25 protein-coding genes are annotated in these 21176 nt (G+C 69.6%); 9 read left to right on the plus strand and 16 right to left on the minus strand.

Annotation, left to right across the window (positions count from 1 at the left end; all coding sequences use genetic code 11):
* Positions 1-9: 9 nt before the first annotated feature.
* The 8 genes from MST3598_RS12690 to MST3598_RS12725 form a co-directional block, all read right to left on the minus strand.
* A complete protein-coding gene (locus MST3598_RS12690) occupies positions 10-618 on the minus strand; it encodes an alkylhydroperoxidase domain protein (protein ID WP_029259593.1) in 609 nt (202 codons plus the stop codon).
* Positions 615-1247 carry a CMD domain protein gene (locus MST3598_RS12695; RefSeq protein WP_029259592.1) on the minus strand — a complete coding sequence of 211 codons (633 nt, stop codon included), beginning with the start codon at positions 1245-1247 and terminating at the stop codon, positions 615-617. The genes MST3598_RS12690 and MST3598_RS12695 overlap by 4 nt, the downstream gene beginning before the upstream one ends.
* Complete coding sequence (locus tag MST3598_RS12700; RefSeq protein WP_029259591.1) at positions 1244-2284, minus strand: putative FMN-dependent luciferase-like monooxygenase; 1041 nt, start codon at positions 2282-2284, stop codon at positions 1244-1246. The genes MST3598_RS12695 and MST3598_RS12700 overlap by 4 nt, the downstream gene beginning before the upstream one ends.
* Positions 2281-3897, minus strand: coding sequence for a dipeptide ABC transporter ATP-binding protein (locus tag MST3598_RS12705; protein ID WP_029259590.1), 1617 nt, complete (start codon positions 3895-3897; stop codon positions 2281-2283). The genes MST3598_RS12700 and MST3598_RS12705 overlap by 4 nt, the downstream gene beginning before the upstream one ends.
* Positions 3894-4790 carry an ABC transporter permease gene (locus MST3598_RS12710; protein WP_021199931.1) on the minus strand — a complete coding sequence of 299 codons (897 nt, stop codon included), beginning with the start codon at positions 4788-4790 and terminating at the stop codon, positions 3894-3896. The genes MST3598_RS12705 and MST3598_RS12710 overlap by 4 nt, the downstream gene beginning before the upstream one ends.
* On the minus strand, positions 4787-5776 hold the full coding sequence (locus MST3598_RS12715; protein WP_021199932.1) for an ABC transporter permease: 990 nt from the start codon (positions 5774-5776) through the stop codon (positions 4787-4789). Before MST3598_RS12715 ends, MST3598_RS12710 begins: the two co-directional genes overlap by 4 nt.
* 16 nt (positions 5777-5792) lie before the next feature.
* Positions 5793-7427 carry a TIGR04028 family ABC transporter substrate-binding protein gene (locus tag MST3598_RS12720; protein ID WP_029259588.1) on the minus strand — a complete coding sequence of 545 codons (1635 nt, stop codon included), beginning with the start codon at positions 7425-7427 and terminating at the stop codon, positions 5793-5795.
* A 143-nt stretch (positions 7428-7570) separates the two neighbouring features.
* Positions 7571-8983 (minus strand): NtaA/DmoA family FMN-dependent monooxygenase, encoded by a 1413-nt coding sequence (locus tag MST3598_RS12725; RefSeq protein WP_021199934.1) that lies wholly within the window; start codon positions 8981-8983, stop codon positions 7571-7573.
* 105 nt (positions 8984-9088) lie between these two features.
* Between MST3598_RS12725 and MST3598_RS12730 the strand changes: the two genes are divergently transcribed.
* Together MST3598_RS12730 and MST3598_RS12735 are read left to right on the plus strand one after the other, a co-directional pair.
* A complete protein-coding gene (locus MST3598_RS12730; RefSeq protein ID WP_029259587.1) occupies positions 9089-10075 on the plus strand; it encodes a Gfo/Idh/MocA family protein in 987 nt (328 codons plus the stop codon).
* A 2-nt stretch (positions 10076-10077) separates the two neighbouring features.
* Complete coding sequence (locus tag MST3598_RS12735; protein ID WP_029259586.1) at positions 10078-11049, plus strand: NYN domain-containing protein; 972 nt, start codon at positions 10078-10080, stop codon at positions 11047-11049.
* A gap of 114 nt (positions 11050-11163) precedes the next feature.
* Here the strand turns inward: MST3598_RS12735 and MST3598_RS12740 are convergent, their stop codons facing one another.
* Together MST3598_RS12740 and MST3598_RS12745 are read right to left on the minus strand one after the other, a co-directional pair.
* Complete coding sequence (locus MST3598_RS12740) at positions 11164-12318, minus strand: Gfo/Idh/MocA family protein (RefSeq protein WP_029259585.1); 1155 nt, start codon at positions 12316-12318, stop codon at positions 11164-11166.
* Positions 12318-13124: a sugar phosphate isomerase/epimerase family protein gene (locus MST3598_RS12745; RefSeq protein WP_029259584.1), complete on the minus strand. Its 807-nt coding sequence runs from the start codon at positions 13122-13124 to the stop codon at positions 12318-12320. Before MST3598_RS12745 ends, MST3598_RS12740 begins: the two co-directional genes overlap by 1 nt.
* Before the next feature lie 108 nt (positions 13125-13232).
* Here MST3598_RS12745 and MST3598_RS12750 point away from each other — a divergent pair, with 108 nt between their 5' ends.
* Genes MST3598_RS12750 through MST3598_RS12760 form a run of 3 tightly spaced genes read left to right on the plus strand, consistent with a single transcriptional unit; the run spans position 13233 to position 15498 of the window.
* Positions 13233-13850, plus strand: coding sequence for a TetR/AcrR family transcriptional regulator (locus MST3598_RS12750; RefSeq protein WP_029259583.1), 618 nt, complete (start codon positions 13233-13235; stop codon positions 13848-13850).
* A 50-nt stretch (positions 13851-13900) separates the two neighbouring features.
* Entirely contained in the window at positions 13901-14533 is a 633-nt protein-coding gene (locus tag MST3598_RS12755; protein ID WP_029259582.1) for a DUF4166 domain-containing protein, read from the plus strand.
* Positions 14530-15498 (plus strand): epimerase, encoded by a 969-nt coding sequence (locus tag MST3598_RS12760; protein WP_029259581.1) that lies wholly within the window; start codon positions 14530-14532, stop codon positions 15496-15498. The genes MST3598_RS12755 and MST3598_RS12760 overlap by 4 nt, the downstream gene beginning before the upstream one ends.
* Here the strand turns inward: MST3598_RS12760 and MST3598_RS12765 are convergent.
* Genes MST3598_RS12765 through MST3598_RS12775 form a run of 3 tightly spaced genes read right to left on the minus strand, consistent with a single transcriptional unit; the run spans position 15495 to position 17094 of the window.
* The gene (locus MST3598_RS12765; RefSeq protein ID WP_029259580.1) at positions 15495-15884 is read right to left on the minus strand and encodes a PLDc N-terminal domain-containing protein; all 390 of its coding nucleotides are present in this window, start codon (positions 15882-15884) and stop codon (positions 15495-15497) included. The two genes, MST3598_RS12760 and MST3598_RS12765, sit on opposite strands and share 4 nt — an antisense overlap.
* Positions 15885-15922: 38 nt before the next feature.
* Positions 15923-16852 carry an aldo/keto reductase gene (locus MST3598_RS12770; protein WP_081860142.1) on the minus strand — a complete coding sequence of 310 codons (930 nt, stop codon included), beginning with the start codon at positions 16850-16852 and terminating at the stop codon, positions 15923-15925.
* 32 nt (positions 16853-16884) lie between these two features.
* Complete coding sequence (locus MST3598_RS12775) at positions 16885-17094, minus strand: helix-turn-helix domain-containing protein (RefSeq protein ID WP_021199944.1); 210 nt, start codon at positions 17092-17094, stop codon at positions 16885-16887.
* A 52-nt stretch (positions 17095-17146) separates the two neighbouring features.
* Between MST3598_RS12775 and MST3598_RS12780 the strand changes: the two genes are divergently transcribed.
* The 3 genes from MST3598_RS12780 to MST3598_RS12790 are packed head-to-tail and all read left to right on the plus strand — an operon-like array spanning position 17147 to position 18630.
* Complete coding sequence (locus MST3598_RS12780; protein WP_231924884.1) at positions 17147-17584, plus strand: helix-turn-helix domain-containing protein; 438 nt, start codon at positions 17147-17149, stop codon at positions 17582-17584.
* A 24-nt stretch (positions 17585-17608) separates the two neighbouring features.
* Positions 17609-18019, plus strand: a complete 411-nt coding sequence (locus MST3598_RS12785; RefSeq protein ID WP_268741825.1) for a zinc metallopeptidase — start codon at positions 17609-17611, stop codon at positions 18017-18019.
* 8 nt (positions 18020-18027) lie between these two features.
* Positions 18028-18630, plus strand: coding sequence for a GNAT family N-acetyltransferase (locus MST3598_RS12790; RefSeq protein WP_029259578.1), 603 nt, complete (start codon positions 18028-18030; stop codon positions 18628-18630).
* Between the two features lie 56 nt (positions 18631-18686).
* On the opposite strand, the gene MST3598_RS12795 is transcribed toward MST3598_RS12790, so the two are convergent.
* On the minus strand, positions 18687-18890 hold the full coding sequence (locus MST3598_RS12795) for a hypothetical protein (protein ID WP_021199948.1): 204 nt from the start codon (positions 18888-18890) through the stop codon (positions 18687-18689).
* A 90-nt stretch (positions 18891-18980) separates the two neighbouring features.
* On the opposite strand from MST3598_RS12795, the gene MST3598_RS12800 reads away from it, so the two are divergent.
* Positions 18981-19592 carry a flavodoxin family protein gene (locus MST3598_RS12800; protein WP_029259577.1) on the plus strand — a complete coding sequence of 204 codons (612 nt, stop codon included), beginning with the start codon at positions 18981-18983 and terminating at the stop codon, positions 19590-19592.
* A 6-nt stretch (positions 19593-19598) separates the two neighbouring features.
* On the opposite strand, the gene MST3598_RS12805 is transcribed toward MST3598_RS12800, so the two are convergent.
* Together MST3598_RS12805 and MST3598_RS12810 are read right to left on the minus strand one after the other, a co-directional pair.
* Positions 19599-20099: a GNAT family N-acetyltransferase gene (locus MST3598_RS12805; protein WP_029259576.1), complete on the minus strand. Its 501-nt coding sequence runs from the start codon at positions 20097-20099 to the stop codon at positions 19599-19601.
* Positions 20100-20132: 33 nt separating this feature from the next.
* Positions 20133-21131, minus strand: a complete 999-nt coding sequence (locus MST3598_RS12810) for a hypothetical protein (RefSeq protein ID WP_136053520.1) — start codon at positions 21129-21131, stop codon at positions 20133-20135.
* Positions 21132-21176 lie beyond the last annotated feature (45 nt).

Genomic DNA, 21176 nt, shown 5'->3' on the forward strand with positions numbered 1-21176 from the left:
GGCTCCGGGTCAGGCCGGCGCCACCGGCCGTCCGATCGACAGCATCAGCCGGTTCGCCCAGTTGAAGAACGCGGCACCGTGGATCACGTCGGCGACCTCCAGATCGTCGAGCCCTGCCGCGCGCAGCCGCCCGATCTCCTCCTCGCCGAATGCGCTGGGGGCATCGGTGAGCGCGACGGATGCCGCGACGATCGCGTTCCACCGCTCGCCCAGGTCGGCATCGACGCCCTCGTCGAGCAGCAGGTCGACGTCGTCGACGCGCTTGCTGTGGTGTGCGGCGAACCGCGAGTGCACCGACGCGCAGAACACGCAGCCGTTGCGGCGGGATGCCGCCGTGGCCGCCAGCTCGCGGTCGGCACGCGGGAGCCCCTCGGCCGCGTTGTAGAAGATGTCCTTGTCGACGAGGGTCCGCGCCCTGAGCACCTCGGGGTCGCGGGCGAGCAGTCGGAAGTAGTCGTTCTTCGCCCGTGCGGCGTCGACGAGACCGTCGTAGTGCCGCGCGGTCAGCTCGTCTTCCGCGAGGGGGTCCAGGTGCGGGACCCAGCCGACCTCCCCGCGGGTGAAGGCGTGCGGGTGCGGGGCGTCGTCGTGCCGGAGCACGGTCTGTTCGATGGTCATGCGGCTTCCTCTTCCTCGGAGACGGCGGTATCGGGAGCGGCCGCCAGCCCCGCGGCCCCGAGCACGCGGAGTCCGGTGACGACACGCTGCTGGAAGGCGAGGAACGACACCAGCTGCGACAGCGTCACGATCCCGTCGGTCGACCACCCGGCGTCGAGCAGCCGCCCGAGGTCGGCTCCCGAGGCCTCGCGGGGCCGGAACACGAGCAGGTGCGTGTGTGCGAGGGCGGCGGCGAGGCGCTCACCGATGACCGCGGTGACCGCGTCGGAGGGGACGTACCGCTCCCCCTCCGTGTTCTCCTCCTGCAGACCCAGTTCGGTGTACACGCCGAAGGGTCCGCTGACGGCCGCGCCGTCGGCCTCGGTGAGCACGACGCTCGCGGTCTCCGGATCCGCGTCCTGTGCGCGGTCGGCATAGAACACCGCGGTCGCGTCATCCGCTCCGGCGAGCCCCGTCGCGAAGGCGGCGACGAGCTCGCGCTCCGCCTGCGAGACGTGTTCGACCGTGACCGGTCGGAAGAGTGCGTCGAAGCTCGCCTGCAACTGCTCTCGGGTGACCGGCCGACGACGGCGCAGCGCATCCAGCTCCGGCGTCACCTCCACGATGCGGTCCACGATGTCGTCGGTCATGCGTTCTCCTTGATGGTGAGGGTGTCTGGGGCGGAAGGGCTGAGTGCGTAGCCGAGGGCCGGCGCGACCTCATCGGCGAAGAGGGCGATGGATCGCAGCACGTGCTCGTGCGGGGCGTCGACCGAGTGCACCTGGAAGGCCACCTCGGTCGCGCGGGCGAGGGTGGTGTCGGCGGCGAGCGACTCCGCCACCTCCTCGGGCGTGCCCAGGTGCGTGTCGAGAGCGGCGATCAACTCGTCGATGCTGTCTCCGGGGATGGTCTGCCCCTGTCGACGGAAGCCCTCCGCTGCCCGGCGCAGCCCGACCTCGGCGAACCGCAGTGCCTCGGCGCGGTCGTCCGCGACGAACACGGTCCGCGACGCGGTGATCCTCGGTTCCGCCCCGGCCGGAAGCGCATCGAGGTACGCGTCGATGATCGGATCCTGCAGCTCGGACAGCGGTGCACGCAGGTGGTCGGTGCGGCGCGGCTGCGTGCGCGAGAGCAGCAGACCGTGCCCGTGCACTCCTGCGCGGTGCCCGCCGGGCGCCGAGAACGTGGCCTGCCAGATGCGGTCGGCGAGGTCTCCGGCGTCAGGGTAGAGCGTGTTGCCCGCCCCGATGTCGCGTCCGGCGAGGCCGTCGAGGAGCGTCCGCAGCTTGCGGTCGTACGTCGGCGCCTTGTCGCGCGCGTCCTCCCCGAACGGCACGAACGACGACGGTGTCCCCCCGCTGCCGAGTCCCAGATCCACGCGCCCCCCGGAGAGCAGATCAGCGACCACGGCATCTTCGGCCACCCGCACCGGATCCTCCAGCGGCAGGGTGATGACCCCGGTTCCGAGCCGGATGCCGCGGGTCACGGCGGCCACGTGGGCGAGGAACACCAGAGGGGACGGCAGCCCGCCCTCGGCCGCGTGGAAGTGGTGTTGGGCGACCCAGGCCCTCCCGATCCCGTGCAGCTCGGCCTGCTGGATCTGCGCGGTCGCGAGCGCATACCTTTCGACAGGTGCAGCGTCGTCGAGCAGGCGGGTGAAGAAGGCGACGGTGGGTGCGGTGGTCATACGACGGTCTCCGTTCGTCCGGGGACAGCGGCGAGCAGCTCCCGGGTGTAGTCGTGCTGCGGGTCGCGGAAGAGTTCCTCCGTCTGTCCTTCCTCGACGATCCGGCCACGACGCATCACCGAGACCGTGTGGCTGATCCTGCGCACCACCGCGAGGTCGTGCGAGATGAACAGGTACGTGAGCCCGAGCTCGGACTGCAGCGAGGTGAGCAGCTCGAGGATGCGCGCCTGCACGGTCACGTCCAGCGCTGACACCGCCTCGTCGAGCACCACGACCTCCGGATCGATCGCGAGCGCCCTGGCGATCGCGACGCGCTGTCGCTGGCCGCCCGAGAGCTCGCGCGGAGTGCGCCTCGCGACGTCGGCCGGGAGCGAGACCCGGTCGAGGAGGGCCAGCGCCCGTTCTCGGCGCTCGGCGCTCGATCCGACGCGGAAGTTCTGCAGCGGCTCCGCCACGATGTCGATGATGTGCTGACGAGGATCCAACGAGGCGAACGGGTTCTGGTAGACGAGTTGCGCGCGTCGGCGCAGCGCGCGCAGCTGTTCGCGCTTCGCGTGGGTCACGTCTTCGCCGTCGACCTCGATCGTGCCGGCGTCGGGCTGATGGAAGCGCGTGACCAGCCGCGCCGTGGTCGTCTTGCCTGACCCGGACTCCCCGACGAGAGCGTGAGTGGTGCCCCGACGCACGCGGAACGAGACGTCGTCGACCGCGCGGAAGCGCTCGCGCCCCGCGACGCGGAACTCCTTCACGAGCCCCTCGGCCACGATCGCATAGGGGTTCTCCGCGGCGACGGCCGCCGCGTCCCGCAGGAACGGCGGCGCCTCCGGGCGGCGGAATCCGGTCGTGAATGCAGGAGCATCGGCGAGCAGCTGCCGCGTGTACGGGGCGGACGGCGCAGCGAGCACCACTGCGCTCGGGCCCTGCTCCACGATCCGGCCGTCTTTGAGCACGACCAGCCTTTCCGCGCGATCGGCGGCCACACCGAGGTCGTGGGTCACGAGCAGGATGCTGGTGCCCTCCTCACGTTGCAGCTCGTCGAGCAGGTCGAGCACCTTGCGCTGCACGGTGGCATCGAGGGCGCTGGTCGGTTCGTCCGCGATCAGCAGGCGCGGCTGCAGGGCGATCGCGGTCGCGATCAGCACGCGCTGCCGCATACCGCCGGAGAGCTCGTGCGGGTACTGGCGCGCCCGCAGGTCCGGATCGTCGATGCCGACGCGGTCGAGCAGCTCGATCGCACGCGCGCGACGCGAACGCCGGTCCCGGTGTCCGTGCAGGCGCAGGATCTCCTCGACCTGCGCGCCGATCGGACGCACCGGATCGAGCGAGGTCGTGGGGTCCTGCGGCACGAGGCCGATCTCCGCGCCGCGGATGCCCCGCAGCGCGCGATCGGTCCATCCGGAGATGTCGAGGTCTCCGAGTGCCACGGTCCCGCCATCGACCTTCCCGCCGGCCGGAAGCAGACCGAGGAGCGCATGAGCGGTCGTGGACTTGCCCGATCCCGACTCGCCGACGAGCGCGAGGGTCTCGCCCTCCTCGATCTCGAACGAGATGCCGTGCACGACTTCGCGACCCCCGTAGGAGATCCGCAGATCCGTCGCAGCCAGAACGCTCATCGCGTCCCCCTTCCGATGCGGTGGCTGATGCGGTTGGCGCTGAGAACGACCGCGACGACGACGAGACCGGGAAGTGCCGTGAGCCACCAGGCGGTCCCCACGTAGTTGCGTCCTTCGGCGATCAGCAGCCCCCATTCCGGGGTGGGCGGCGGGGCGCCGTAGCCGAGGAAACCGAGAGTCGAGATCGCCAGGATCGCGGTGCCGAACTGCAGCGCAGCGAGCGCCACGATGGGTGTGAGCGAATTGGGCAGCACATGCCGACGCAGCACCGCGAAGAAGGTGGCGCCGCTGCCGAAGGCCGCCTCGACGTACTCGGTGCGCCGCACGCGGGCGACCTCGGCGCGCATCAGCCGGGCGAAGGCGGCGACGCTGCCGAGACCGACCGCGATGGCGGCATTGACGGTGCCGAATCCGAGCAGGATGATGACCGACAGCGACAGCAGGAGGCCGGGGATCGCGAGGAGCACGTCGACGACGCGCATGAGCACGTCATCGACCGCACCGCCCACGGCCCCGGCGATCGCGCCCAGCACCGTGCCGAGCGCGAGGCCGACCGTGACCGCGATCAGCGCGCCGGAGAGCGAATGCACCGCGCCATGGACGACGCGTCCGAACAGGTCGCGTCCGAGGGTGTCGGTTCCGAACCAGTGGGCGGCGCTCGGCGGCAGCAGCTTGTCGGCCGGTACGCCGGTGAGCGGGTCGCCGGGGGCGAACACCCCGGGGATGACTGCCCAGAGCACGGCGAGCGCCACGACGGCGAGCGCCAGATACAGGCCCCAGGCGCGGCCGTGCAGACGACCACGCCGCCGAGGTGCCGGCGCTTGCTCCTGAGGGGTCGGTGCCGGCACGGCTCCGGGCTCGACGCTCGTCTCGGCGATCACGGGAGCGGTCATGCTGACACCTCCTGGGGTGCGGGCTTCGAGGGGGCGAACGCGGCGGATGGGCGGGAGCGCGTGAGCGTCCGCTGGCGCGGGTCGATGAGCGGGGTGACGAGGTCGACCGCGAAGCTGATGACCACGAAACCGAGAGCGGAGAGCAGCACGACGCCCTGCAGCACCGGGATGTCCTGGTTCGTGACGGCCTGCTCCGTGAGCCTGCCCACTCCCGTGCGACCGAACACGGTCTCGGTCACGACCGCTCCCCCGACGAGCTCTCCGAACAGCACGCCGGCGATGGTCAACGTCGGCACCGCGGCGTTGCGGGCGACCGAGCGCGTGAGCACCCAGAGCGGCGGCGCGCCCTTCGCGCGCACCACCGTGACGAACGGCTGCGCCTGCACCTGATCGATCGCCCTGACCAGCACCTGCGCCAAGGGCGCCGAGATCGGCACCGCGAGGGTCAGCACGGGGAGGATGAGCCCGCTCGCCGGGTCGGCCCCGACGATCGGCACCCAGCCGAGTCCGAAAGAGAACACCTGGATGAGCAGGATGCCCAGCCAGAACACCGGCACGGCGACGAAGAGGCCGGGGATCTGGCGCAGACCATCACGCAGCCAGGCGAACGGCGCGAGGGACGAGAGCCCCGCGATCAGGACCGCCAGCAGCAGCGCGACGAGGAGTCCGAGCGACGCGAGCAGCAGTGTCGCCGGCAGCGCCTCGGCGAGCATCGCCAGCACCGGCGTGCCGAACTGCGTCGAGAATCCGAAGTCCCCGGCGAGGAAGCCGAGCCCTGCGTGCACGTACTGCTGCCACCAGGGCAGGTCGGCACCGTACGTGGCGCGGATGCTGTCGAGCTGATCCGGCGACAGCCCGAGGCTGGGGTCGGAGAACTTGATCAGGATCGCATCGCCCGGCAACAGCTGCAGCAGGAAGAAGGTGGCCGTGAAGGCCGCGATCAGAACGATCGCGGCCTGCCCGGCTCGTCGGAGGACGAAATTCATCGACGCACCATGCCGATCAGTGCTCGGAGAGCCAGACGCCGGAGAACGTCGGGCGCCCCACCGACTCGAACGCGACGCCGTGCACATATGTCGCCGTGCCGTACACCTGCGGCTCCTCGAACAGCGGGATGACGTAGGCCTGCTCGGCGATGTAGTCCTGCACGGCCTGCGACGCAGCGACGCGCTTGTCGGCGTCGGGCTCGGAGGCCACCGCGAGGAGCAGCTCGTCGAGCTTCGCATCCTTCGAGATGAGCACGTCGCGGTTCTTCGTGAAGTACTGGCTCTTGATCACGTCGAGATCCGCCCGGCCGACCATCGAGTGGTAGAAGCCGGTCTTCAGCGGGTCACGGGTGTCTTCGGCGTAGCTGCCGGCGTCGCCGGGCTTGACCGAGAGCTCGACACCCACCTTCGCCAGCTGCTGCGCGACGAGTTCGAGGGTCTGCTTCGACAGGGGCTGCGGCTTGGCCTCGTAGACCGTGATCGCGAGACGCTCTCCGTCCTTCTCGCGGATGCCGTCGGCACCGGGCTTCCATCCGGCCTCGTCGAGCAGCTTCTCGGCCTTCTTCGGGTCGTACTCGTAGTGCTCTGATTCGTCCTTGTAGCCGAGGGCCTGAGAGGACAGCACCGAGGTCGCCACCGGGTAGTTCTCGGTGAAGAGCGTGTCCACGACCTCCTGCGCATCCACGGCGGAGATGATCGCCTGCCGGACGCGGATGTCGGAGAGCAGCGGGTTCTCGGGGCGGAGGGCGATCGAGTTGTTCACCCCGCGGGTCTGCGGGGCGTAGAGCGTGAAGCCGGCCGCCTCGACGCGGTCCTCGTCGAACGCCTGCACGTAGCGGACGTAGTCGGCCTGGCCGGCGAGCAGCGAGCCGATGCGCACCGAGTCCTCCGGCGTGATCAGCACGTGCACGGCATCCAGGTAGGGGCGGCCGTCGTTGTCGACGCTGTCGGGGCCCCAGTCGTAGTCGTCGCGGGCGGTGAGCGTGTACTCGGTGCCGAGCTTCTCTCCCGTGACGGTGAACGGCCCCGAGCCGATGATCTCGGCCGCGTTGCCCGCACCGAAGTCCTCGATCGTGCCGTCGAGGGTCGTAGGCGACAGGAGGCCCGAGTTGATCGTCGAGGTCGCCTGCAGGAACCCGGGCGACGGCGCCGAGAAATGGAATGTGACGGTGTCCTCGTCGACCACCTCACTGCTGGCGTAGTTGTTGATCGCCTCGGAGACAGTGAGTCCCCGCTCGGCATCGCCCAGCCCGTAGGTGTCGAAGTTCTTCTTCACGGCCGCGGCGTCGAGCACCGTGCCGTCCGAGAACGTGACGTCGGGGTTCAGGTTGAACGTGTACTCGGTGGCGTCGTCGTTCACGGTCCAGTCGGAGGCGATCCAGGGCTCGATCTCGAGCGTTTCCGGATTCTGCCAGGTGAGACGGGCCGCGATGTTGTTCACGATGCCGCCGTTCGGGTAGAAGCCGGCCTGCGGCGGGTAGAGGTTCGTGTACGCCTGGTGCTCGAGGTAGGTGAGCGTTCCTCCCGTGACGGGGTCGCCGCCTTCGGCAGGCGAGTTCGCCGGTGCGGGCGTCGACGCGCAGGCGGCGAGGCTGCCCGCGAGGACGAGCGGCAGCGCGATGGCCGCGGCGCGGATGAGACGACGGTTCATGGGTGGGCCTCCAGGATTCGGGTGCGGTGCTTCGGGTGCTGTGCGGTGCTTCGGGTGCTGTGGTGAGGTGACTTCACCGTAGGAATCGCGGTTCCTCCGGCGCGAGGTGGCCGACTCCGGATGTCGCGTGGCGACACGCGTGGTCACGCGTCGACATACGAGGAAATGCGCAGACGGTCGCGGAGGGTCGCTCGGGTGCTCTCCTGCGCGTCTCGCAGCAGGCCGCGACGGCGCAGCTCGGGAGCCGCCTGTCGCGTGAAAGCCTCGAACTGCGCGGGCTGGAACGCCGACAGCACGTTGAACCCGTCCGCGGCGCCCTCCTCACGCCAGGTCTCGAAATGGTCGGCGATCGTCGCCGCGTCTCCCACGACGAACGCCGCCGGCACCGCATGCGCGGCGACCAGGTGCCGCCATGTGAGCGGATCGCCGTTCCCGATGCCCGATCCCGAGACCTTCGATGCGGAGACGCGCAGCCCGGCGATGATGCCGAGGCGCTCGATCAGCGCGGCGCCGCGCTCTCCCAGCCGCAGGGCCTCCGCAGAGGTCACGGGCGCGTCGAAGGTCGAGGTGCGCAGCGGGTCGTCGAGCGGGACGTCGAATGCATCGGCGAGCGCGGCGACGGTGCGATTCGACGGGAACGCCGTTCTGGCCGCCTGGTGCCCCTCGGCCAGCGGCACCAGGGCGAGCAGCCGCTCCACGATGCGTCGCGCGTCGGCATCCGTGTCCGCGACGACGGGAAGCACCGGGGCGATCACCTTCAGCGCATCCGGCGATCGTCCGGATTCCGCCGCGATGTCACGCAGCAGTCGACGGGTCGCGATCGCATCGGCCAGCGTGGGCGCGGCCGTCAGCGCGAGATCGGCTTCGGTGGCCGCGAGCGCCCTCGAGCGCGGCGATGTCCCCGCGTGCACGATCGGGATCTGTCCCTGCGGCGGGCGGGCGACGTTGAGCGGTCCCGTGACGCGCACCTGCGTCCCCCGCAGGTCGGCGGCGCGGAGTGCCTCCGGGTCGATCAGCACCCCGCGGTCGGCGTCGGCGATCCAGGCGTCCTCGCCCCACGAGTCCCACAGTCGGCGCAGTGCCTCGACGAACTCCTCCGCCCGGTCGTAGCGGGACTCGTTGTCGGCGTGCGCCTCGCGGCCGTGGTTGCCCGCTGCACGCGGCTCGGCGCCGGTGACGAGGTTGATCCCGGCACGGCCTCGGGTGAGCACGTCGAGGGACGCCAGCGAGCGTGCCGTCGTGTACGGGTCGGCGTACGTGGTGTTGACCGTGGCGATCAGGCCGATCCGCGAGGTCACCCCCGCGAGGAAGAGCACGGCGCTCACGGGATCGATGCGGGCCAGCAGGTACGGGTCGCGGAACTCCAGATCCGGGCCGGTGGCGAGCCAGTCCCCGAAGAAGAGGTAGTCGAGGCCGGCGTCCTCCCCCTCCCGCGCGATGTGCCGCAGGATGTCGGCGTCGGACGCGGGATCACGATGCGCGCCGGGCTGCCGCCAGCCCGAGGGGTACGCGCCCAGGGTGCGCACCATGGCGCCGATGATGAGGGGTTCGGTCATGGCGTCACGGTAGGAGCCGTCGAGCCTCCGCTGCCAGGGCGCCGATGCCGGGCGTCACGGGATGTAACAGTCCGTCACAGCCGGCACACCCCCTACGCTGAGACCATGACAGGTCTTCGGTGGGGAATCCTCGCGACCGGCGGTATCGCCGGCGCATTCGCGTCCGATCTGAGAACCGCGGGGCTCGACCTCGTGGCCGTCGGGTCCCGCTCGCAGGAGTCGGCGGACGCGTTCGCCGCCCGTTTCGACATCCCCCGCGCGCACCCCTCGTACGAGGCGCTGGTGTCCGACCCGGACGTCGACATCATCTACGTGTCGACGCCGCACCCCATGCATCACGAGAACGCCCGGCTCGCGCTCGAGAACGGCAAGCACGTGCTCGCCGAGAAGGCGTTCACGCTGAACCGCGCGGAGGCGGAGGATCTGCAGGCGCTTGCGGCCGAACGCGGCCTGCTCGTCATGGAGGCGATGTGGACCCGCTACCTGCCGCACATGGTCCGCATCCGCGAGCTCATCGCCGACGGCGTCCTCGGCGAGATCCGCGCGGTGAGCGCCGACCACACGCAGCTGCTGCCCTCCGACCCCACCCACCGCCTCAATGCCCTCGAGCTCGGCGGCGGCGCGCTCCTCGACCTCGGGATCTACCCGATCTCCTTCATCTGGGACATCCTCGGCGCACCGACCACGCTCCACGCCGTCGGCCGGCTCGTGGCGACCGGAGCCGACTCCGAGGTCGCGACCGTCATGACGCACGAGGGCGGAGCGATCTCGACCAGTCTGTCGTCGTCGCGCGCCGCCGGACCCAACGTCGCGAGCATCATCGGCACGGCCGCCCGCATCGACATCGATGCGGTCTGGTACAGCCCGACCACGTTCCGGGTCGTCCTCCCCGACGGCACCGTTCACGAGACCTACACGTCCGAGGTCGAGGGCCGCGGGATGCAGTACCAGGCACTCGCCGCCGAGCGGCTCGTCCGCGACGGCATCCTCGAGGGCGACATCCTGCCCATCGCCGAGAGCGTCGCCATCATGGGCGCTCTCGACGAGATCAGAGCGCAGATCGGCGTCCGCTATCCCCGTGAGGAGGTCTGATCATGGCCGAGACCACCGATGCCCGCGTGGCCGTCTACCTCGACTTCGACAACATCGTCATCTCCTGGTACGACCGCGTGCACGGACGCAACGCCTACGGCAAGGACCGTCAGCGGATCAGCGAGAACCCGAACGATCCCGAGGTCACCGACCGGCTGAGTCGCGCGATGATCGAGGTCGGCGCCATCATCGACTACGCGGCCTCGTTCGGCACCCTGGTGCTCACGAGGGCCTACGCCGACTGGTCGTCTCCCGTGAACGCCGAGTACCGTTCGCAGCTCGTGGCGCGCGCCGTCGACCTCGTGCAGCTGTTCCCGGCAGCCGCCTACGCCAAGAACGGCGCCGACATCCGCCTCGCCGTCGATGCGGTCGAGGACATGTTCCGGTTGCCCGACCTCACGCACGTCGTGATCGTGGCGGGCGACAGCGACTACGTGCCGCTGGCTCAGCGGTGCAAGCGTCTCGGACGCTACGTGATCGGCGTCGGAGTGTCGGGCTCCACAGCCAAGTCGCTGGCCGCCGCGTGCGACGAGTTCGAATCCTACGACTCGCTTCCCGGTGTGGTCCGCCCCGTGAAGGCGGCGCCCGCCGTCGCCGCGAAGGCCGAGGCCGTCGCGGAGCCCGCGCCCGAGACTGTGCCCGATATCGCGGACGCGGTCAAGGCGAAGACCCCGCGCCGGGCGAAGTCGAAGGCGGCCGCACCCAAGGTCGAGGAGCCCAAGCTCGACGAGCAGGGCGAGGCGACCCAGTTGCTCGAGCGCGCGCTGCGTCTGGGCCACGACAAGGCCGACGCCGACGAGTGGCTGCACAGCTCAGCGGTCAAGACGCACATGCGCCGCATGGATCCGTCCTTCAGCGAGAAGGCCCTCGGCTACCGCTCGTTCTCCGATTTCCTGAAGTCGCGCGACGACATCGCCGAACTGGAGGAGACCGGGCACGAGCGACTCGTCCGTCTGCGCGAGCCCGCCGCCTGATCGACGCGCTGCCTGATCAGCACGCGCGAATCTGCCCCCTGATCCGGTCGGTGGCGACGAAGGCTCGGTGATCCGAACCTCCGCCGCCGCCACCGCCGCCGCCACCGGCTGCGATCAGAGCGTCGCTTCGAACGGGTCGAAGTCAGAGGCGATCGAACCGACCTGATCGAGCGTGCTCTCGACGTCGACGAAGCTGCGCGATTCGGCGGCCTCCTCGATCGACAGGAGCGTGTCGAGCACGTGGTAGCCGAACTCCCCCGTCGCCACGTGCGGGCGACCGGCGGCGATCGAGCGTGCCATGTCGAGCAGCCCCACGCCGCGGCCGGAGAGCACACCCTCCTGCTCGACGTCGATGATGTCCTGCTGGACGGGCTCCGGTGGGATGAACAGACGCGTGAGCGGTCGGGTGATCGAGATCGCGCCGCCGAAGGTGTTCGGGTCGGGGATCACGATCGTGCCCTCGGTGCCGGTGATCTCGACGATCCCCTGCCGGATGACGGGCGAGTCGGTGCTGTAGACGCTCTGCGCCTGCCCTCCCTGCTCGAAGTCCATCAGCACGCTCAGGGTCGACGGGATCTCGACCGGGAACTCCTGGCCGGCCAACTCGCCGACCTGCACACGCCGCGTCGGCGTCCCCTGAAGCCCGAGGGCCGCGACCGAGGCGACCGGGCCGAAGACGTGCACGAGGGCCGATACATAGTAGGGGCCCATGTCGAGCAGCGGGCCCGCGCCCTTGGCGTACAGGAATGCGGGGTTCGGGTGGAAGATCTCCGGTCCCGACCACTGGAACGTGGTCTGCGCGAACAGCGGACGGCCGATGTCGCCGCGCGCGATCGCCCGCTTCGCCGTCTGCACACCCGGTCCGAGCACGGTATCGGGGGCGACTCCGATGCGGAGACCGGCCGCATCCGCCTTCTCCAGCAGTCGGCGGGACTCCTCACGGCTCACGCCGATCGGCTTCTCGGTCCAGACATGCTTGCCCGCCGCGATGATCGCCTCGGACACCTCGACGTGCACGGCAGGGATCGTGAGGTTCACGACGATGTCGATCTCCGGATCGGCGAGCACCGCGTCGACGCCTCCGGAGCGCGGGACGCCGTATTTCTCGGCTTGCGCCTGCGCGCGGTCCTCGAGCAGGTCGCCGATCGCGAGGACGCGCACATCCGGGAACGTCGTGAGGTTCGACAGGTACTGATCGCTGATGTTCCCGGCGCCGATGATGCCGACGCCGACGGGGCCGTCCTCGAACGAACGGGTGCCGACCGCCATCAGCCGGCGACCTTCTCGTCGAGGTACACCCGGCTGCGCTCGATGGCGTCGAACAGGTCGCCCTCGTAGTGGTCGAACTCCACGATCGCGAGCTCGAGGGCCGGAGCCGCGGCGATGGCCTCGACGAGCGGAACGGATCCTTCGCCCGCGGCCACCTGGTCGGCGGGCGGGTAGGCGCCGGCGAGCGCGGGGTCGAGCGTGCCGTCCTTGGCGTGCACGGCCACGACGCGGCTGCCCAGACGCTCGAGCAGCGCGACGGGGTCGACGCCGCCGCGGGCGACCCAGTACAGGTCGACCTCGAGCACGACGCGCTCGTCGAGGAGGCCCGCGAGGACCTCCAATCCGGTGACGCCGTCGAACTCGGCCTCCAGCTCGTGTGCGTGGTTGTGGTATCCGACGCGCACGCCCACGGTCGCACCGATCTCCGCCGCCTCGTTCAGCAGTCGCGCGGTCTGCTCGATCTGCTCGACCGACTCCCAGCGCGCGGGCTCGGTGTAGGGATCGATGACCGTGTCCATGCCGAGCACCTTCGCTGCGGCGAAGACCTCAGCGGGTGACGGCACCGGCACCGTGGTGCCGCTGCCGTCGGGGTTCACGAACGACTCCGACGCCAGGAAGGCGTGGCCGGACGGGGCGACCAACCCGGCGGTGGACAGTGCGGCAGCGAGGGGCTCGGCGCGGCGGACGAAGTCATAGGGCTCCACGGCGGTGAATCCGCGGGCGGCGACCGCCGCCAGGGAGGATTCGAGGTCGGCCTCCAGCTCGTCCTTGATCGTGAACAGCTGCAGGGAAGTCCGAATCGTCATCGGTCGTGCTCCTTCGGTCATCGGTGACGTGGCGGGACCGCTGTCCCGTGCAGGCACGCTATCACCAAATACCTCCATGCGGAAGTTTTGATTGACTAGACTCGCCACATGCCCCCCGACACGTCCGATCACGCCGATCCTCCCCGCCCACGCGGCGCGTACGCCAAGGGGATCGCTCGACGACAGGAGATCCTCGATCGCGCGATCGAGGTCTTCGCCGAGCGCGGCGCGGACCGCACGAGCCTGCGGGCGATCGCTCGCGAGGTCGGGGTCACCCATGCGGCGCTCACGCACTACTTCGGCTCGCTGGAAGAGCTCCTCGTCGCCGTCTACGAGGAGAGCACGGTCCCGTCCCGTCAGTCCAGCTCTCCCCCGGAGGATGCGACACCGGTGGAGATGATGATCGAATCCGCGCGGACCAACCGCGCGATCCCCGGCCTCGTCCAGCTCTACTCGACCCTCGTCGCCACCGCTCTCGAAGAGGGACACCCGGCGGCCCGCACGTTCGCCACCGGTCGCTTCAGCCGCCTCCGCGCCCGACTCGCCGACGTCGTCCGTCGCCAGCAGGAGGACGGCCGGATCCGCGACGATATCGACCCGGATGCGGTCGCCGCCCTCGTCGTCGCGGCATCCGACGGCTTGCAGACGCAGTGGCTGCTCGACGAGACCGCACCGCAGCACGAAGCGCTCGCGCTCCTCGACCGACTGCTGCGACCCGCATCCTGAGCAGGACGTGGCGCGGATCGGGACCCCGACGACCGGGCTAGGCTCGAAACGTGACGCCCGTGCCGCAGTCTCCCTACGCCCGGGCGCTCGGCGAGCGCATCGATGAGCTGCATCCCCGGCTTCGCACGTACTTCGAGGCGATCCCCGACGGCGCCGTCGGCATCGGCGAAGGGGTGTTCGGGCGCGTCGGCACCCCGCGGCGATGGCTGTGGCCGTTGCTCCGGCTGCTCGAGCGCCGCGGGGTGGTCGCCGCAGGATGGGAGCGCGATGTGCCGTTCCGCGTGGAGAATCGGACCATCGCGTCGAGGGCCATCGGAGAGCGCACCTTCCAGTTTCGTCACGGCGCGTGGACCATGCGCGACGCGGCCGCACTCACGCGACACGGTCGCGTGGTCGACGAGCTCGGAGAGCCCGCCCTCCTCGCCGCCTGCTTCGATGTGGACGTCCACCACGGGGCCCTGCACCTCACCAGTCGCGCGGTCGGCCTGCGTCTCGGACGCCTTCGGGTGCGCCTCCCCCGTGCGGTCACCCCCGTGATCCGCCTCACCGAACGCTTCGACGACGCCCTCGACCGTCAGCGCATGTCGCTGACCGTCGACGCGCCGCTGCTGGGCCGCGTGTACGAGTATCGAGGCGACTTCACTTATCGCATCCACCATTCCGAGACGGAGCAGATGGCATGAGCGCAGGACGGGTCGTGGTCGGCGGGTCCACGGGTTTCATGGGCAGATTCCTGCTGCCGCGGTTCCGCGCCGAGGGCCGTGAAGTCGTCACGATCTCCCGTTCGGGCGCCGACATCCGCTGGGGCGACCAGGTCGAGATCGACCGCGCCGTCGATGGCGCGGCCCTCGTGGTCGGCCTGGCCGGCAAGAGCGTGAACTGTCGTTACACACCGGAGAATCGCGCGGAGATCTTCCGCTCACGCCTCGACACGACGACATCCTTGCGCACCGCGATCGCCCGCGCCTCGACGCCGCCGGCGCTCTGGGTGAACTCCTCGACCGCGACCATCTACCGTCATGCGGAAGACCGTGCCATGACCGAGTCGACCGGCGAGATCGGCACCGGGTTCTCGGTCGAGGTCGCCAAGGCCTGGGAGAAGGCCCTGTTCGCCGACGACCTCCCCTCCACGCGACGCGTCGCGCTGCGCAGCGCCATCGTCCTCGGCCACGGCGGTGTCCTCGGTCCGGTGAAAGACCTCGCCCGGCTCGGGCTCGGCGGACCCCAGTACGACGGACGATGGCCGGTCAGCGCTGCGCGTCGGGCCGCAGGCACCGGCCACTTCCCCGGCGCCCGTCGCGGCCGCCAGCGCTTCAGCTGGGTGCACATCGAAGACGTGGCCCGCATCATCGAGTTCCTCGAGCAGACGCCTTCCCTCGAAGGGCCCGTTAACGCCGCATCTCCGCACCCGGTCGACAACGTCGAATTCATGGCGACGGTGCGTCGGATGCTGGGCGCGCGCATCGGTGTGCCGATGCCGCGGTGGATGCTGGAACTCGGAGCGATCGGCATGCGCACCGAGACCGAGCTGATCTTGAAGAGTCGGTGGGTGTTGCCGGAGAAGCTCACCGCGGCCGGATTCGAGCTCCGATACCCGACCCTCGAAGAGGCGATCCGCGAGTCGTTCGACCGCGAACCCGCTGCTTAGCCGGCGTTCGCCGCCCCGGCGGGCCCCTCGCCGTCGGTGCCGCGCTTCTTCTCGATCTCCTGGCGCAATCGCCACTCCTCGATCTCACGGTCGAGGTCGGCGATCTGCTGCTCCGTCGTGCGGGTCTCCCTGGGTGGCGCCGGACGCACATCGGTCGGCGTCGCGGGTCGCTCGGCTCTCCGCATCCGCGGCATCTGGATGCCGGACTCGCCGTAGTCACGCCCGAGCCCGAACCACAGCAGGCCACCGATCAACGGCAGCAGGATCACGACGATGATCCACGCCAGCTTCGGCAGGAACTTCACCAGCGAGCTGTCCCGCGTGATGATGTCGATCAGTGCACCGATCATCAGCGCGATGACGAGGAGCGAGAACAGGAACGACATGAGTTCAGGGTAGACGACGCCGCGCCGTGCCGCTCGGGCTACGGCAGCAGATGCCCGCCGGCGCGGAACAGTTCGTACCACTCGGGCCGCGTGAGCGTGATGTCGGCTCCGGCCGCCGCGTCCTGCACCCGCTGGGGTGTGGTGGTACCGAGCACGACCTGCATACCGGCGGGGTGGCGAGTGATCCACGCGGTCGCGATGGCGATCGGCGCGACGTCGTACGCCGCTGCGAGGCGATCGATCACGGCGTTCAGTTCCGCGTACTCGGGGTTGCCGAGGAACACCCCGTGGGAGAACCCGTCCTGGAACGGCGACCAGGCCTGGATCGTGATGTCGTTGATGCGGCAGTACTCCACGATGCCACCGCCGTCGCGCACCACGCTCTGCTCCTGTCCGGCCATGTTGGCCGCGACCGGCTGCGCGATGATCGGCGCGTGCGTGATCGACAGCTGCAGCTGATTCGCGACCAGCGGCTGCCGGACCGCCGTGCGGAGGAGGTCGATCTGGCGAGGCGTGTGGTTCGAGACGCCGAACGCCCTGACCTTGCCCGCGCGCTCCAGGTCGTCGAACGCGCGCGCCACCTCGTCGGGCTCGACGAGCGCGTCGGGGCGGTGGAGCAGGAGCACGTCGAGGCGGTCCGTGCGCAGCGCCGCGAGCGAACCCTCCACCTGCGCCAGGATGTGCGCGTACGAGAAGTCGAACATCCCCTGCGAGGGCACGATGCCGCACTTCGTCTGCAGCACGATCTCGTCACGCTCGGACGGGGTGAGCTGCAACGCGTCGGCGAACCGCGCCTCGCAATGGTGCATGCTGCCGCCGTAGATGTCGGCGTGGTCGAAGAAGTCGATGCCCGCCGTCCGCGCGGTGCCGTACAGCGTGCGGATGTGAGCGTCGTCCTTGTCGTCGATGCGCATCATGCCGGCGATCACGGCGGGGGCGGTGGCTGATCCGAACGGCACTGTCTTCATGCGCATCACGCTACCGCCCCGCACCGACGTCGTCAGGAATCTTCGGTCGCGGCGCCGGGAATCAGCGCCGTGACCGGAACGCCGAGGACTCCGGCGATGCGCGCGAGGTCGACCACCGTGAAGTCCTCCATGCCGTCGAGCAGATTCCCCAGGGCATCGGGGTCGATGCCCGAGCGCGCGGAGAGCTCGGAGAAGGACACTCCGGCGTGGAACCGGGCCCCGTCGACTTCGGATGCCAGCAAATGACGCAATTCTGTCCCCATACGCCTACACTACCGCCACGAACGAACCCGCATGGCGGTCGAATGGACCAGAATGGCAGCATTTTGGCGTCGTCTCGCTGCTATGGTGAGCCGGGTGAAGACACCTGCCGAGGATTTCAACGACGCTGTCGGGCGCCAGATGCGTGCCGAGATCGCCGCGTCGCGCAGCAGCATCGCCGCCATGGCGCGCACCATCGGGATCGCGCGCAGCGCACTGGACAACTACGTGACGGGCAAGCGTGCGATCCCGGTCCCCGTCGTCTACGCGGTGTGCGCCGATCTCGGTGTCGAACCCCACGTGCTGCTGGCACGCGCGGAAGAACGTCTCCGCGCCGACGGAGAGGCCGTCGCGCGCATCACGCCGATCCGACGCGCGCCCGATGTCGCCGGCCCGCGCGAAGATACCCGAGAGGTCGCCTTCGAATCCGGTGTCCGCCACGACGCCGACACCGACGACCTCTACGAATAGGCCGGGCACCGCTCCCGGCGCGAGATCGGCACGGGAGGAGTGACCATGCACCACCTTCTCCGGCTCGCCGATGAACAGCGGGTTCGCGTCGTCGAGCGGACCGGTCGAACGCGCGGGGGCTACGACCCCGCGACTCGCACGATCCGCCTCAGCCCCGGCATGAGCGTCCGCACCACTCGCAGCGTGCTCGCGCACGAGCTCGGACACGCCGCTCTCGGCCACGTTCCCGCCCCGACCCCCGCCATCCGCGCCCAGCAGGAGCGCCAGGCGGATGAATGGGCGGCGTCGCAGCTCATCACGCCGCGCGCCTACGCGGAAGCAGAAGCGGTTCGAGGTCCGCATCTCGCGAGCCTGGCCTTCGAGCTGGAGGTCACGATCGAGCTCGTCACGGCCTACCAGCGGCTGCTGCGTCAGACGATCCTCGTCGCTGGTTGAATATCGTCATGCCCTTCCTCGTCACGCCCTCCCCTGTCACCCTGACCGGCGAACTCGTCGAACTCCGTCCCCTCGAACGCGCCCACGTCGATGGACTGATCGAGGCCGTGGAGGAGGGAGACCTGTGGAAGACGGCCTGGTACACCTCGGTACCCGCACCCGATGGTGTCGCCGCGGAGGTCGAGCGCCGGCTCGGGCTCGTCGAGAAGGGCGAGATGGTCCCTTTCACGACGTTCGACGCCACTGGTCGCATCCTGGGACTCACGTCGTACTACGACATCGTCGCCGACGTTCCCCGGCTGCACATCGGCTTCACGTGGAACCGACCGTCGTCACACGGCACGGGCACGAACGCCGAGTCCAAGCTGCTGCTGCTCCGGCACGCGTTCGAGACGCTGGGAGTCTTCCGCGTGGGCCTGACCACGCAATGGGTGAACTTCCAGTCGCGCACGGCGATCGAGCGGCTCGGCGCCAAGCAGGACGGCGTCATGCGGGCCATGAGCCGCTACCGCAACGGCGCGCTGCGCGACAGCGTGGAGTATTCCATCATCGAGCCGGAGTGGCCCGCTGTCAGGGCGAACCTCGAAGCGAGGCTCGCCAGACGACGGTGAACCGTCGACCGTCGGCGGTCAGCCGCCACGCCTGACGACCCGCGGACCGCGGGGAGTCACTCGGTGGCGTTGCCCGACCAGTTGTTCGACCGGCGGGTGGCCGAGCCGCCCTGGCGGAAGAGGAAGGCCATGGCCAGGGTCACCAGCAGGAGCCCACCGCAGAAGGCGAGAGCCTGGAACGCCGGCAGCCCGAACGAGATGCCCATCAGCAGGATCCCTCCGATGAAGAGGATCATGAAGAAGAGGAAGCTGAGGATCACGTGATCTCCTGTCGTCGGTGCCGTCTACCAGGATAGCCCGGACTCGGAAACCCCCTGTGCATGTTCTTCCTCGTCTGGTCTGCTCGGAGCATGAAGACACCACTGACCGCGGTCGCCATCTCCTGCACACTCAAGCCGTCGCCCGCGCCCTCCAGCTCCGATCTCCTCGCGACGCAGCTGCTCGACGGTCTCGCCGACCACGGCGTCACCGGTGACGTGGTCCGCGCCGTCGACCTCTCCCTCAGCCCCGGTGTCGAGAAGGACATGGGTGGCGACGACGAATGGCCCCAGATCCGTCGACGGGTGCTGGACGCCGACATCCTCGTCCTCGTCACCCCCACGTGGATGGGGCAGCATTCGAGCGTCGCACAGCGCGTGCTCGAACGCCTCGATGCGGAGCTCGGCGAGACGGACGCCCGCGGCCGTCCCACCCTGTTCGACAAGGTGGCCATCGCGGGCGTCGTCGGGAATGAAGACGGCGCGCACCACATCGCGGCGATCCTCTTCCAGTCGCTGAACGACGTGGGATACACGGTCGCCGCACAGGGCTCGGTCTATTGGAACGGCGAGGCGATGCACACCGTCGACTACAAGGATCTCGATGAGACACCCGAGAAGGTCGCGTCGGCCATCGGGACGGCGACGAGGAACGCCGCACACCTGGCCCGACTGCTCAAGGCGCAGGAGTATCCAGCGGAGTGATCTCGGTCACTCCGCGAGGTCGAGGGCCCATTCGTTCACGGTCAGCTCGGCGCCGCGGAACTCCTCCGTGAAGCTCCCCGCCAGGGTGAATCCGTTGCGTCGACACACCCCGTTCGATGCCGGGTTCTCGACCCCGGGAAACGCCGTCAGGAAGCGTCGGTCGTGGCGATGCTCACGGGCGTCGTCGATGAGGAGAGCAAGGGCGGCGGACGCCACACCGTGCCCCTGCGCCTCAGGCCGAACGAACCATCCCGTCTCGAGCGCAGGCTCTTCCCGCCAGACGACGTGCCAATGGCCGATCGATCCGAGAGAGCGTCCCTCACCGTCTTCGATGACGAACATCCGCGCCTCACCGGAGGCGACCAGACGCAGGTAGCGGGCGTGCCGTCCCACGATCTCGTCTTCGGTCTCCGGGCCGTTGAGATGCGCGGTCATCTCCGGGGTGTTGGCCGCGCGCAGCAGCTCGAGGTCGTTCTCGGACCAGATCCGGAGGCGGAGATTCTCCATGCTCGGATCCTGGCACGGGTCACGGACATGCGCTCAGTGCGCCGGTGCGCGCGACGACGGCTCCGACGGCGCGCGGAACGTGATGACCTCGCCCCGGCGGGCCTTCTCGACGGTGAGTCCTGCCAGCTCGAGTCGTCGATACACCCGTCGCGGCAGGGCGGGGAGTTCGGCGGAGAAGCCTCGCGGCGGTGTGGCGAGCCCGGCGAACAACGACAGATCGGCACCGGAGCCGCGCACCTCGATGCGCGCGTAATCGCTGCGGCACCGCCAGCGCAGGAACTCGAGGTTCCGGAACGGGATCGTGTGGAGTTCATCGTCCACCTGCACACGTAGCTCGTCGTTCCCGAAGGCGACCGTGCACTGCGCAGTGCGTCGGCGCAGGATCGCGGTGAACACGAGGTACACCGGAAGTCCGACCACGATTCCCATGAGGACGATCGCGATCCGAGGCCCCATCCGCATCACGATGTCGTCGAGTGCGATCAGGAGTGCGACACCGAACAGTCCGGCGACCACGACGATCGCCACGATCGCCTGGGTGAGCGCACGCATCCGGAGCTCGATGGCGGGGAATCGCACGATCGACCCGTCGCCACTCTCCTCCCGTTCCCAGTCCGGTGTCACCGGCGGCGGCTTCTTCTTCGTGTCACGGCGCGCGAAGAAGTCGGTGACACGGCCGATGAGTGCGAGCCAGATCCACCCGGTGGCCGGTATCGCTGCAAGCTGCAGGACCACGGCGATCCCGCGCACCGCCTCGGGGAACGGATCGAGCAGGTCTCCCCCGAACTCCACCACGAACGCGACGAGCGCACCGAGGACGACGGCGACGCCGAGATGCAGCACCGCCCCGTTGCGCGCCGGCACGATTCCCTGCGTCGCATTCACGAACGCGAAGCCGAAGCACCAGCCGCCGACCAGCATGAGCAGGAACGGTAAGAAGCTCAGGTCATCGCCCAGCAGCGTGAATGCGATGGCCGCGAGAAGCAGCACGGCGCCCACGACGAGGGGATTGCGCACGAGCGTGCGTGTCACCTTCACACGCACGCGCGCTTCGGCGGCGGGTCTCCTCGGGCATCG

It is taken from the genome of Microbacterium sp. TPU 3598 (genome assembly GCF_002356155.1).
Taxonomy (GTDB): Bacteria; Actinomycetota; Actinomycetes; order Actinomycetales; family Microbacteriaceae; genus Microbacterium; species Microbacterium maritypicum_A.